The following is a 12464-nucleotide window of genomic DNA, read 5'->3' on the forward strand; positions in this document are numbered from 1 at the left end:
CCCCGCAGGCGGCGGGGCGAGACGACGTCGCGGCCGCACCGGCGCCGAGAGCCAGGATCAGTCCCCGACCATCTCCGACAGGGCCATCATCTGTCGCGGCGGGTGGATGCCCAGCCGCTCCAGCGCGGCGGCGTTGAGCACGAGCGTCGGCTCGGGGTCGCGGCCGACGGGAACCTCGCGGATCGGCCGGCCGTCGCGCAACACCGCAACGACGCGGTCGGCCAGCATCCGGCCCAGCCTGTGGTCGTCGGCGGTCATGCTCGCGACCGCCCCCATCTCCACGGGCTTGGCGTTCAGCGCGAACACCGCGCGCTCGCCCGCGGCCTCCAGCGCCTGCGCGAAGACCGCGGGGTCGTCGTAGAGCGGCGCCTGGTTGCCGATCAGGAAGGCCTCGGCCTGCGAGCGGCGGATCGCTTCGGGCAGCTCCGCCCCGGCGCCGAGCGCGGTCATCGTGCAGGTCAGGTAGAGCGCCCCGCAGGCCTCCTCGATCCCGTCGGCGTCGATCGGGGCGGCGGGGTGGCCGGCCTGGGTGAAGACCTCCCAGCTCAGGGCCTGGGGGAACATGGCCACGAAGATCTCCATCACGATCCGGTGGTCGAGGAAGTAGGTGACGCCGGTCACGTTCCCCTCCGGCGCGTCCATGTTCATCACCGAGCCCAGCGTCGGCGGATGGTTGCCCCCGGCGGTGAAGGCCGGGACGGGCAAGGCGTTCTCCGCCAGCCACTCCGACCCGTTGGAGCGCATCACGATCACCCCGTCGTGGCGCGCGGCGAGCGCGGCCGCCGCGGCGCCCAGCGCCTCGGCGTCGGCGAGGTCCGAGATCCGCTCGGTCTTCATCGCCGGCGCGATCTCCTTCATCCGCTCGAAGAAGCCGTCGAGCGTCCGCTCCGCCTGGCTCGACTTGCCGATGAAGGCGATGCCGACGCTGGGCGGGCCGCCCGGCGGGGAGGCGACCGAGACCGGATCCGCCGCGCCCGCCTGCGCGAGGACCGGGCCCGCGCCCGGAAACAGGGCGGCGAGCGTGCACAGAAGGGGAACGATCAACCGGCGCATGTCTCGCCTCCGCATCCGCGAGGGGTCTCGGCGCCCCGGACGGCGGCGAGTTTCCTCGAACCCGGGCAGAAATGGCCGCCGCGCATTTACATGCGGTTAAGACCGCTTGGTTAGGGAGACGCGCCGAGAGGGCTTCAACGTCGATCGGGGAACCACATGCTGGACCGTCTACGCATCGGGACGCGGATCGGGGGCGGCTTCGCCGTCCTGGTGGCGCTGGTCGCCGTCATCGGCCTCGTGGGGTGGCGCTCGGCGGAGCTGACCACCGCGGGGATGGACGAGCTCGGCGCCCTCAACCAGCAGCGCGACGCCATCGGCGCCGCCGTCTCCGCCACCGCCATCTACGCAAGCCGGGCCGACGCCCCCTCGCGCGAGCAGGCGAGCGCGGCGCTGACCCGGCTGGAGGGCGCGCTGGGCGCGGCGGAGGCCGCCGGCGCCGGACCGTTCGAGCGTCTGCGCCGCTCCTTCGAGACGCTGGGGCGGGTCGACGCCTCCACCTCCCGCCAGGAAGAGGCGCTCGACGCGACCCTGGGCGACCTCGCCGACCGGCTGGCCGAACGGGCGCAGGCCCAGGCCGCCGCCGCCACGCAGGCCGACGCCGTGCTCGAGCGGATCGCGGCCGAGCAGGAGGCGCGCCGCGCCGACGTGGCCGCGGCCGACCGGCTCTCGCGCCTGGCGCTGACCTTCCAGCGCGACGCCAACCGTTATGCCGTCACACGGGAGGATCGCGACCACGCGCGTCTCGACGCCTCGCGCGAGGCGCTGAGCGCGGCGATCGGCGAAGTCGCGGGCCTGGTCGGCGGCGCGCTCGGCCCCGCGCGGGAGGCCCGCCTTCGCCAGACCTCGGAGATCGTGGAGGGCGTCTCGCGCCAATGGGTCGAGCTCAGCAGCGACCCCGAGGCCCCGCCGATGCGCGTCGCCGCGGCCGAGGTGCGCCTGCTGCACGGCGCCGGCATGATCGGCGAGATCGCCGACGCGCTCGCCGCGGTGCAGCGCCAGGCCGCGCAGGACGCGCAGGAGAGCGCGGCCCCCGTGCGGCGCGAGGCGCAGGCCGCCATCGAGGGCGCCCGCCGGCTGGAGGCGGCCGCGGTCGCGCTGGCCCGGCTGGAGCGCGACACCAAGCTGTTCCTGAGCGATCGCGACCCCGCCGCCGCGGCGCCGGTGCAGGCGACCTCGGCCGAGATCGCCCAGCGGCTCGACGCGCTGGGCCCCTCGGTGGCCGATCTCGCCCCCCCGCTGCGCGCCTTCGAGACGCAGGCCGCCCAGCTCGCGCAGGAGTTCGTCACCCGCCGCGCCGCGGAGGCGGAGCTGCAGGCCGCGGCGACGGCGCTGGCCGAGGGCGCCCATGCGCGCCTGTCGAGCGAGCGCGCCGGGATCCTCGCCGGCGGCCACTCGGCCAAGCTGATCCAGATCGCGGTCGCCGCGGCCGCGGTGCTGCTGGGGCTGGGGCTGGGCTACGTCATCGCCCGCTCGATCACCGGCCAGATGGCGGAGCTCGGCGGCGAGATGCAGCAGCTCGCCGAGGGGCGGATCGACCGCCCCCTGCCCGCCTACCCGCCCGCGACCGAGCCCGGGCAGATGTCCGCCGCGCTCGCCGTCTTCCAGCGCAACGCCCGCGAGGTGAAGCGCCTGGACGCGGAGGCCGAGCGCGAACGCGCGCGCGCCGCCGCGGCGCGGGCCGAGATGATGCAGCGGCTGGAGGAGGCCTTCGGCCAGGTCGTGGACGGCGCGCGGCGCGGCGACTTCTCGGGCAAGGTCGGCGAGCGGTTCGAGGATCCGCAGCTCAACGGCCTCGCGGACGGGCTGAACGGTCTGCTGGGCGTGGTGCAGGCCGGGCTGGCGGAGAACCTGCGGGTGATGTCGGCGCTGGCCCACGGCGACCTCGGCCAGCGGATGAGCGGCCGCTTCGAGGGCGCCTTCGCCGAGCTGCAGGGCGACGTGAACGCCACGCTCGACCGCCTGAGCGAGATCGTGACCGCGATCCGCGCCGTGGGCGACGCCATCGGCGCGGACACCGAGGCGATCTCGGGCGGGGCCGCGGACCTCGCCGACCGGGCCACCGGCCAGGCCGCCACGCTGGAGGAGACTTCGGCCACGATGGAGCAGATGGCCGCCACCGTGCAGAGCAACGCCGCCACCGCCGCCGCCATGGCCCAGGCCGCCAACCGCTCGGCCGAGCGGGCCCAGCAGGGCGGGGTCGTGGTCGGCGAGGCGGCGGAGGCGATGGGCCAGATCGACCGCAACGCCGCCGAGATCGGCAGCTTCGCCTCGATGATCGACGCCATCGCCTTCCAGACCAACCTGCTGGCCCTGAACGCGGCGGTGGAGGCGGCGCGCGCAGGCGAGGCGGGCAAGGGCTTCGCGGTGGTGGCCTCCGAGGTGCGCACGCTCTCCCAGCGCGCCAGCGCCGCCTCGACCGACATCCGCTCGGTGATCGACCGCAGCGGGGCGGACGTGCGCAAGGGGGTGGATCTGGTGCGGCAGGCCTCGGAGCTCCTGCGCGAGCTGACCGAATCGGCGGTCGATTTCGCCGAGGCGACGCGCAACATCGACAACGCCAGCCGCGAGCAGTCGGGCGGCGTGCAGCAGATCACCGACGCGGTCGCGCACATGGACGAGACGACCCAGCGCAGCTCCGGCCTCGCCGACGAGAACGCCCGCGCCGCCCGCCGCCTGGCCGACCGCGCGGTGGAGCTGCGCGAGCAGCTCGGCTTCTTCAAGCTCGCCCCCGCCGCTCGCGCCTCTCGCGCCGCCTGAGGGCCGCCCGCCGGCGCCGCCACGGGCGACATGACGCCGAATGGCGGTCGATCCCGACGACGCCGGCGCTCCGGCCGGCGACCTGCATTCGACGCGCCGGGCTTCGCCGCCGCGTGCGCGACCTTCGGCGGCCGAATAGGGCGGACGCAGCGCGGCGCGGCTGGCGGACCGCCGATCGGACGCTTCCATCGGAATTGGAGCGCGGCTCCCGTTCGGCCGCCAAGCGATTTCTCGGGGAACGGCGCGAGGGCGGCGCGCAGCGGCGAAGGAGCGCCCAGGGGCGAGCGATGCAGAGCGCACGGCGCATCGAGCCGCGTCGTCGCAAGCCGGACGTCGCCCGAGCGTTCAGCGGATCCGCGAAGACGCCGCCCAACCCGGCCGGCGCTGGCGGCGCGAACAGGCTCGCCGCGCCGCATCCGCGCCTCGCCCTCCCCGCCGTCGCCGGCAATGGCGGAGATCATGGGGAGGGCCGAGCGGACGAGCGGACTGGACGAGGGTCGCGCCGGTGAAGGGCCTCGGCCCCGGAATCCCGGCGACACCACGCCTGTGGCGTCGATGCTCGCCAGCCCAGCGCGGCGCGCGCAGGCCGACGCAGGGCGCCTGAGAGTCTCGCGCTCTGGACGCGGATCGACGCACAGCCCCGCGCAACCGCGCATCTCGGCGCCGCCCGGGTGCTTGCCGAAAGGGGCGCGAGGCGGCCCGCCAACCGAGCGGGCGTCATGCGTCGCGCGGCGCGGGCCGAAGGCGGAGCGAGCCAGGTCGGGACGCCACGCCGCCAACCGCCCTGTTTCAAGCGGCGGCGGGGATCGCCGCGTTCGTCATCCTCGCGACCCGGGCGCAGGGCCGTCTCGGCCTGCGCCGTCTCGCGACGCGCGAGGACCCTTCGCGCCGACGACGGCCAGCCTGCGCCGGCGGTCGCGCGGGTCGACGCGCTCGACATCTCTCATCGCCAGGGCGGGCGTGAGGGCGCGCACGATACTCGCCGCGCGAGGCCGACAGGAGGTCGAGCCGCCCATGCGCGGCGAGCCCCCGCAGGGACGGCGATGCGCCCGCCTTGGGGCCGCCCGCTCGCCCGGCGGCTCCCGCTCCCGGCGCCACCGGCATCGCACCATCGCGCGACGGCATCACGAGATGCGGCGGGAGCGGGCGCCCCGTGCCAAGGGGCTCGAACGCGTCGGACGCATGATCGGCGACGAAGGGCCGGCCCGGCTTTGGATTGTCCGCAACGCCCCCAGGGTCGCCCGGCCCTCCGGGGCGCTCATGCGGCTGCGGCTCCTGACCGGCCGTCGACGGAGCGAGACGAGCCGTATGCGCGGGAGAGGTCCGGACCTTGAACGTGGCCGGCGGAGGATCGCCGCCGGGGAGGCGCGGAACGACCGGCCGCGCGCAGCGCCGCCTGGCGCGGAGACCTTGGCGGAGATCCGGGCGGCGCCGCGCCAGCCGGACGGTTCCCACGGGCTCGCGACCGACGGCGATGCCGGCATCCGGCCGGTCCCTGCGGCGGCCGCGGCTCCGCCAAGCCGCCTCGCCGGAAGCCCATCGGGCCCCTGCATGGCCTGCGCCGCCGGCTCCGGCCGGAACCGGCGTGCCTGGGCGTGGACGACGGCCTGCTGGGGCTCGTGCCGGACCGGCGGCCGGAGGAACTCCAAGCCGCCGAAGGCCGCCCCCCGCGGATAGTCCGGCGACGACTTCGCCTTCGGCGGACGCCCGCCGGGCGAGGCGGACCCGCCGCGCGGAGGGCCCCCTCGAGGCGGAAGCGGCGCTCCATGACGCGAGAGAGCTGGCACGAACGCGACGCTGAAGCCTGAGGAGGTTCCGCCCGGCATTGCGGCCGCCGGAGAGATCGAGGTCGCGGCGGATCGGAAGCTCGATGGCGCCGGGCATGGCCGGGCCATGCGGGGCGCCTGCCGCTGCGAGTTCGCGGCGCTCATCGACGCATTCGGCGCGACCGATCGCCGGCGCCCGGCGGCGGTCGCGTCTCCAGCCGCCGGGCGCAGGTCGACGGAGCCGGAGAGCTGTCGCCGCGATCCCCGCCCGACGCCCGGGGACCCGACCGTCGCCGCACCTCCCGCGCCGGGCTGGGGGACCATTGGGCAGGCCGGTTCGTTCGACGATGAGCCGCCGGCGCGTCGTTTCGTGCGGTCCGCCTAGCCGGCGGACCGCGAGGACCTGGCGCCGAGGCTTCGCCGCCCTGCTCGGGTTCTGGAACGCGGGCGTGAGGATCCGCGCGCCGCCCGACCCCGGGCGGGGGGGGCGGCAGAGGCTGTTCCCGCCGGGTCTCCCCGTCGCGGCCGCGAGGGGGAGCGACCGCGCCACGGGCCGCGAGGGGGAAGGCGATGCCCGAGCGGCGGCCTGCTCCCATTTGGCGGCCCTGATCGGGCCGGCGAGGGTCCGTGCAGCAGGCGGGCGACGGCTGGCCGGGACGCCATCGCGCGAGCTGCGCGGACGTCGCCTCGCCCCGCGAGCCCGGCGAAGACGCAGACCGAGACCCGGTCCTGCGCCTCGAACCAGCCGGAGCCGGGCCGCGCGGGCTGAATCGGCGGCGGGCCGAAGTCGTCGGGCAGCCGCCAGCCGGCGCGGAAGGCCGCCCCGGCGTCGGCGCAGGTCAGCACGTCGCCCGGCGCGCCGCCGAGCTGGGGCGCGACGTCGAGCTCGACGCCCGCCATCGAGGCCGCCGCCGCCGCGCGCCAGCTTCGCCGGCAGGTCAGGACCACGCCCGGCCCGTCGGCGAGCTGCGTGTCCCAGCCGCGCGGAAGCGGATCGTCGACCAGCCGGAAGAAGGCGTCGTTCTCGAAGGCGAGGGCGAAGGCCCCCCGCTCCTCGCGCGCCTCGCCCCGGACGGGGGCGGGACCGGCGAGGGCGAGGGCCGGCAGCCAGGCGAGGCGGGCCCGCGTCATGCGGGCGGCGGCCGCTCGGAACGTGTCGGCGAAGACCAGGCCGCCCGAGGGCTGCACCGCGTCGCGCGATCGGGCTGTCGGCGGCGTCGCCCAGCAGCCGGCCGACGCCCACGAAGGCGCGGGCCGACCGGCTCTCGGCGAAGCGCCGGTTCAGGGCCGGCGTCGCGTCCACGCGCTGGAAGCCGACCTCGGCCCGGCAGGGGGGCGTAGCCCGAGCGGCGGGCCTGGGCGCCGGTGACGCCGAAACAGGCGGCCATGTGGTCGTCGCTCGCCCAGGGGGTCGAGACGCGGGCGGCCAGCGTGAGGGTCTCGGTCAGCGAGTGCAGGCAGTCGACGCCCGGCACGATCTCGAGGCCCTCGGCCCCGCACGGTCGCCAGCGCGGCCCGTTCAGCGCATGGACGCCGGGCCCGCGCTGCACCTCCAGGAACGCCCGGTCGCGCCAGACGACGTCGAGCTGCGGCAGCGGGCGCACGGGCGAACTCGTCCGAGCCCGCGTATTCGGGAACCACGGCCGCGCCGGCGCCGAGCGTGACGTGCCAGTCCTCGGTCGCCGAATCGATGGTCGGCGCGTCGAGAAGCCGGCGGAGGATGTCGGCGTCCTGCGCCGCGGCGGGCGCCGGCGCAGCCGCGAACGCGAGGCCCGCGAGCAGCCCGCAGGCGCGGCAGGTCCGGCCGGTGCGCGACGGAACGGATGCGGCGCGCGGACGGTCGGCAGGGGCCGCCCGCGTCGCCTTCCTCCCGTTCGTGCTGGCCACCGGCCTCGGCACGCTCGCCAGGAACGCGCCCTTCATCCTGGTCGGCTTCCTGGCGGGGGACGGCGGCCGCCTCGGCCTCGGCGTCGCCGTCCCCCTCGTCACCGCCTTGCGGCTCGCCGGCGCCCGGCTCGGGCGGCGTCCGTTCCGGGCGGGGGAGGCGATCGACCTCGGCCGGTGGACCGCTGGCCCAGACATAGATATACAAAAGGTATCTAAATTGGACGAGGGCGCGCGAGGCCCTCGCGGTCGGGGAGGACGGCGGATGGGCCAGACGAGAACGCTCTGCTCCGGCTGCGACATCTATTGTCAGGTGAGGCTCGAGGTTCCGCGGAGCGGGCGGGTCGGGGACCTGCGGGTGCATGCGCTCGACCCGCGGCCGGGGAACGCCAACATCTGCATGAAGGGCGTCCACGCCCCCGCCGGCTTCGCCCACCCCGACCGGGTGATCCGCCCGCTGAGACGCCTCGGCGCGCGCGGCGAGGGCCGCTGGGCGGAGGTCGGCTGGGACGAGGCGATGGACGAGATCGCCGAGCGCCTTAAGACCGTCGTGGATCGGTACGGACCGGAGGCCCTGGCCGTCTCCACCTCGCAGTGGAACACCCAGACCGACAACGGGCTGGGGCGGCGCTTCATGAACCTGCTGGGCTCGCCCAACTGGATCTCGGGCGTGGCGATCTGCGCGGGCAACACGGCGGCGGTGAACCGGCTGGTCTACGGCTGGTTCCCGTTCCCGGACTACCGCAAGACCGGGTGCATCGCGCTGTTCGGGCACAATCCGAAGACGCACTCCTGGACCCCGATCCACAACCAGATCCGCAAGGCGCAGGCCCGCGGCGCCAGGCTGATCGTGCTGGACCCGCGGCGGTCCGAGAACGCCGAGCTGGCGGACCTGTGGCTGCCTCTGCGTGCGGGCACGGATGCGGCCATGTGCTTCGGCTGGCTGAAGGTGATCCTGGACGAGGGTCTCCACGACCGCGGCTTCGTCGACCGCTGGACCGTCGGCTTCGACGCCTTCCGCCGGCGGGTGGACGAATTCCCGCTGGACCGCGTGGCCTCGATCACCGGCGTGGACCCCGAGCTGATCGCGCAGGCGGCGCGGATCTACGCCGCCTCCGGCCCCTCGGTGATCCCCTGGACGCCGGTGACCGACCAGCAGCGCAATTCGACCTCCGCGATCCGCCTGATGTGCGCCCTGCGCGCCCTGACCGGGAACCTCGACGTCGAGGGCGGCGAGGTGCTGCACGGATTCCACGACCGCATCCGCTCGGAATCCTCCATCGAGCGGCATGACGCGCTGCCGCCCGGACAACGCGGGAAGCAGCTGGGCGCCGGCGCCCACCCCGCCTTCACCTACCGCGCCGCCGAGGCCCTGCGCGAGCCGGCCGCGAAGGTCTGGGGCGAGCCCTGGCCGAACCTGATCAACGGGACCTGCATGGCCAACCCCTCGGCGACGTTCCGCGCCATGGCCGACGGCGATCCCTACCCGGTGAAGGCCTTCTTCACTTTGGGCAACAACACGCTGATGAGCTTCGCCAACATGCAGCTCATCCACCGCGCCTTACTGAACCAGGACCTGCTGGTGGCCTTCGAGCAGTTCCGCACCCCCACCGCGCAGCTCTGCGACTTCATCCTGCCCGGCGACGCCTGGCCGGAGCGCAACGCGCTGTCCGACAGTTTCGGCTGGACCGCGATCCAGCGCCCCTCGCAGAAGGCCGTCGAGCCGCCGGGCGAATGCCGCGGGGTCTTCGACTTCTGGCGGGACCTGGCGCATCGCATGGGGTTCGCCGAACACTTCCCCTGGGCGACGGTCGAGGAGATGCTGGACTGGCGCCTCGAACCCCTCGGCCTGGATTTCGAGAGCTTCGCCGAGGCGCACCCGGTCCATGTCGGCGAGCTGGGCTATCGCAAGTACGAGCGGACCGGCTTCGCCACCCCCTCGGGCAAGGTGGAGCTGTCCTCGGCCCTGCTGGAGAGCTGGGGCTTCGACCCGCTGCCCAACTGGCGCGAGGGGCCGGCGCCCGACCCCGACTATCCCCTGCAGATGTTCACCGGGGTGCGCGAGGACGAGTATTTCCAGACCGGCCACCGCCACATCGCGCCCCTGCGCGCCCGCAAGCCCGAACCGCGGATGTTCCTCGCCCCCGCCGACGCGCAGGCGCTGGACCTGGCCGAGGGCGACCCGGCGCTGATCGAGACCCGCCACGGCGCCTGCCGCATGGCCGTCGCGATCCGCGCCGACATGCCCGCGGGCCTGGTGCGCGTGCCCCACGGCTGGTGGCGGCCCGAGCAGGCGGAGGGCGACGGCTCCCTCTCCGGCGCCTGGGACTGGGCGGATGCGCAGCTCTGCCCCGACGACGAGGCGCATCTCGACCCCGAGCAGGGCGTGCCGCATTTCAAGGGCGTGGCCTGCCGGGTCCGGCGGGCGGAGGGCTGAGCGCGCCTCAGGGCTCTCCGGTCCGCTCGCGGCGGTAGAGGTCGCTGAACACCGAGGTCGCGGCGCCGGCCGCGACCGGCTCGCCGCAGGTCTCGCACACGGCGACGACGCGCAGGGGGTGGTCGTGGCCGCGGTGCAGGTTGCGCACGGGCGGGTCGGCCTCGTCCCAGGGCCCGCACCAGTCGTCGCCCCATTGCTTGAGGTGCATCAGAAGCGGCCAGAGCGCCTCGCCCTTGCGCGTCAGCCGATACTCGGCGCTGCGGGCGTCCGCGGGGTCCGGACGCCGGTCGAGGATGCCGTTGGCGACCATGTCCTTCAGCCGCGCCGAGAGTAGCCGCGGCGCCATGCCGGTCCGGCGCAGAAGGCCGTTGAAGCGGGTGTTGCGGAACAGGATCTCGCGCAGGATCACGAAGGTCCAGCCGTCGGCCAGCTCGGCGCTGGCGCGGGCGATGGGGCAGTGGCGGCTGGACAGATCGGCGCGTTTCATCGCTCGGACCGTTTCATCGCTCGGACTTCGGGGCTCGGACTTCGGGGCCCGGACTTCGGGGCGGCGGGAGACCAGCACTCCCGCCGCCGCCCGCCGGGGTCAAGGCGACGCGGAAACGCGCCGCCCCAGGGCATCTACGCGGCGGTCGCGGCGACGATCGCCTCCTCGACCAGACCGAGGCTGTCCTTGCCGAAGAAGATCTCCTCGCCCACGAAGATCGTGGGGGCGCCGAAGGTTCCGCGCGCGACCGCGGCCTCGGTCTCGGCGACCAGCTCGGCCTTGACCTCCGGATCCTGGGCGGCCGCGATCAACGCCGGGGCGTCGAGCCCGGCGACGGCGAGGCGGCCGGCCAGCACCTCCGGGTCGGCCATGTTCAGGCCCTCGGTCCACATGGCGCGGAACATCTCCTCGACGTAGAGCTCGTAGACGCCCATCCGCCGGGCGGCGACGGCGCCGCGCATCAGGCCCAGGGTGTTGACCGGGAAATGCGGGTTGCGCCGGAAGTCGGCGATGCCGTGGCGGTCGATGAAGCGCCGGTTCTCCAGCGCCAGGTAGGCGAGCTTCGCCTCGCAGCCGGCCTCCTTCTCCATGGGCGAGCGGTTGCCGGTGGCCTTGAAGACGCCCCCCAGAAGGATCGGCGCATAGCGGAAGCGGACGCCGGTGCGCGCCTCGAGCGCGGGCAGCGCGCGGTGGACGAGGAAGCAGTTGGGGCTGCCGAAGTCGAACAGGAACTCGGGCGCGGCGGGGGCGGTCATGGGCTCACCATTTCTCGGCATAGGGCCGCAGCTCGGTCTCGAAGGTCCAGGCGTCGCGGGGCTGGCGGTGGAGCTGCAGGTAGGTCTCGGCGATCGAGGCGGGGTTCATCAGCCGGTCGGGGGCGAGCGTCTCCAGCGCCTGCGGCCCCTCGGCGGCGGCGATGCGGTCGCGCACGAACCGGGTGTCGACGCCCGCGTCGATCACCAGGTGGGCGACGTGGATGCCCTGGGGGCCGAGCTCGCGCGCCGCCGACTGGGCGACCGCGCGCAGGCCGAACTTGGCGGCGGCGAAGGCCGAGAAGCCCGAGCCGCCGCGCAGGCTGGCCGTGGCGCCGGTCAGGAAGATCGAGCCGCGGCCGCGCGGGACCATGATGCGGGCGGCCTCGCGCGCCGCGACGAAGCCGGCGAAGCAGCCCATCTCCCACACCTTGCGGAACACCCGGTCGGTGGTCGCGGTCAGCGGGAAGCGGACGTTGCCGCCGACGTTGAAGAGGCACAGGTCGAGCGGGGCTGCGGCGTCGGCCTCCTCCAGGAAGGCCGTCACGTCCTCGGGCTGGCGGGCGTCGAGGCTGCGGCCGGTGGCCCTGCCGCCGGCGGCGCGGATCTCGTCCAGCAGCGGCGCCAGCTCGTCGCCGTTGCGCCGCCCGAGGTGGACCGCATAGCCCTCCTGCGCGAAGCGCCGCGCGATGGCGGCCCCGATGTAGGAGCCGGCGCCCAGGATGGCGACGGAGGCGGGGAGAGGCGCGGTCATGGCGGCTCCTGCGCAGGCCGGGGATCGATACCTATCGTGTATCGATCCCCGGCCGGCGCCGTCAACCGGAGGGCTTCAGGGATAGCCGTAGTAGCGCAGGACCTCGGCCGGGCGGTCGGGGCCGGGCTCGAAGATCTCCAGCAGCACGCCGTCGGGCGCCTCGACCATGAAATAGCCGCCCCCGTCGCTGCGCTTGATCGGGTTGGGCAGATGCACGCCGCCGGCCTGCATGCGGGCGTAAAGCTCGTCGAGATCCGAGACCTGGATGCCGAGGTGGTGGACCGCCCCCCGACCGCCGTCCCGCGGCGGCTGGTCGTAGAGGTGGATCGCCCCCCGCCCGATCTTCAGGAACACGTTGCGCGCGCCGGCATAGGGGCCGTCATGGGCGACCTCGGCGCCGAACCAGTCGCGCCAGAAGGCGATGGTGGCCTCGATGTCCGAGCAGAACAGGTGCGCATGGTGCATGTGGCACTGGGCGTCGTCCCCGTAGGGGCGCGGGCGGGCGTCGTCCCCGTAGGGGCGCGAGCGGGGGGCGTCCCCGTAGGGGCGCGGGCGGGGAGCGGTCACCTCGATC

Annotated in this window: 8 protein-coding genes; 2 read left to right on the plus strand and 6 right to left on the minus strand. The window is 75.0% G+C overall.

Annotation, left to right across the window (positions count from 1 at the left end; genetic code table 11):
- Positions 1-57: 57 nt before the first annotated feature.
- Positions 58-1053 (minus strand): ABC transporter substrate binding protein, encoded by a 996-nt coding sequence (locus BM064_RS21700; protein WP_177236363.1) that lies wholly within the window; start codon positions 1051-1053, stop codon positions 58-60.
- A 156-nt stretch (positions 1054-1209) separates the two neighbouring features.
- Between BM064_RS21700 and BM064_RS21705 the strand changes: the two genes are divergently transcribed.
- Positions 1210-3810 carry a methyl-accepting chemotaxis protein gene (locus BM064_RS21705; RefSeq protein ID WP_092863868.1) on the plus strand — a complete coding sequence of 867 codons (2601 nt, stop codon included), beginning with the start codon at positions 1210-1212 and terminating at the stop codon, positions 3808-3810.
- Between the two features lie 2147 nt (positions 3811-5957).
- Here the strand turns inward: BM064_RS21705 and BM064_RS28525 are convergent.
- Positions 5958-6707 carry a lipid A-modifier LpxR family protein gene (locus BM064_RS28525; RefSeq protein WP_177236364.1) on the minus strand — a complete coding sequence of 250 codons (750 nt, stop codon included), beginning with the start codon at positions 6705-6707 and terminating at the stop codon, positions 5958-5960.
- A 1018-nt stretch (positions 6708-7725) separates the two neighbouring features.
- Between BM064_RS28525 and BM064_RS21715 the strand changes: the two genes are divergently transcribed.
- Positions 7726-9897 (plus strand): molybdopterin-containing oxidoreductase family protein, encoded by a 2172-nt coding sequence (locus BM064_RS21715; protein ID WP_092863874.1) that lies wholly within the window; start codon positions 7726-7728, stop codon positions 9895-9897.
- Positions 9898-9904: 7 nt separating this feature from the next.
- Here BM064_RS21715 and BM064_RS21720 read toward each other — a convergent pair whose 3' ends face one another.
- From BM064_RS21720 to BM064_RS21735, 4 genes are all read right to left on the minus strand, one after another.
- A complete protein-coding gene (locus tag BM064_RS21720) occupies positions 9905-10384 on the minus strand; it encodes a winged helix-turn-helix transcriptional regulator (protein WP_092863878.1) in 480 nt (159 codons plus the stop codon).
- Between the two features lie 134 nt (positions 10385-10518).
- Complete coding sequence (locus tag BM064_RS21725) at positions 10519-11139, minus strand: 2-hydroxychromene-2-carboxylate isomerase (RefSeq protein ID WP_092863881.1); 621 nt, start codon at positions 11137-11139, stop codon at positions 10519-10521.
- Positions 11140-11143: 4 nt separating this feature from the next.
- Positions 11144-11890, minus strand: a complete 747-nt coding sequence (locus BM064_RS21730; protein WP_092863884.1) for an SDR family NAD(P)-dependent oxidoreductase — start codon at positions 11888-11890, stop codon at positions 11144-11146.
- Positions 11891-11965: 75 nt separating this feature from the next.
- Positions 11966-12457: a VOC family protein gene (locus tag BM064_RS21735; RefSeq protein WP_218161102.1), complete on the minus strand. Its 492-nt coding sequence runs from the start codon at positions 12455-12457 to the stop codon at positions 11966-11968.
- Between the last annotated feature and the right edge of the window lie 7 nt (positions 12458-12464).

The sequence above is a fragment of the Albimonas pacifica genome (assembly GCF_900113695.1).
GTDB classification, from domain to species: domain Bacteria; phylum Pseudomonadota; class Alphaproteobacteria; order Rhodobacterales; family Rhodobacteraceae; genus Albimonas; species Albimonas pacifica.

What these genes read in the sequence shown, in the direction of transcription:
- BM064_RS21700 (WP_177236363.1), bottom strand. Translation starts at nt 1,053, where the DNA reads ATGCGCCGGTTGATCGTTCCCCTTCTGTGCACGCTCGCCGCCCTGTTT.
- BM064_RS21705 (WP_092863868.1), top strand. Translation starts at nt 1,210, where the DNA reads ATGCTGGACCGTCTACGCATCGGGACGCGGATCGGGGGCGGCTTCGCC.
- BM064_RS28525 (WP_177236364.1), bottom strand. Translation starts at nt 6,707, where the DNA reads ATGACGCGGGCCCGCCTCGCCTGGCTGCCGGCCCTCGCCCTCGCCGGT.
- BM064_RS21715 (WP_092863874.1), top strand. Translation starts at nt 7,726, where the DNA reads ATGGGCCAGACGAGAACGCTCTGCTCCGGCTGCGACATCTATTGTCAG.
- BM064_RS21720 (WP_092863878.1), bottom strand. Translation starts at nt 10,384, where the DNA reads ATGAAACGCGCCGATCTGTCCAGCCGCCACTGCCCCATCGCCCGCGCC.
- BM064_RS21725 (WP_092863881.1), bottom strand. Translation starts at nt 11,139, where the DNA reads ATGACCGCCCCCGCCGCGCCCGAGTTCCTGTTCGACTTCGGCAGCCCC.
- BM064_RS21730 (WP_092863884.1), bottom strand. Translation starts at nt 11,890, where the DNA reads ATGACCGCGCCTCTCCCCGCCTCCGTCGCCATCCTGGGCGCCGGCTCC.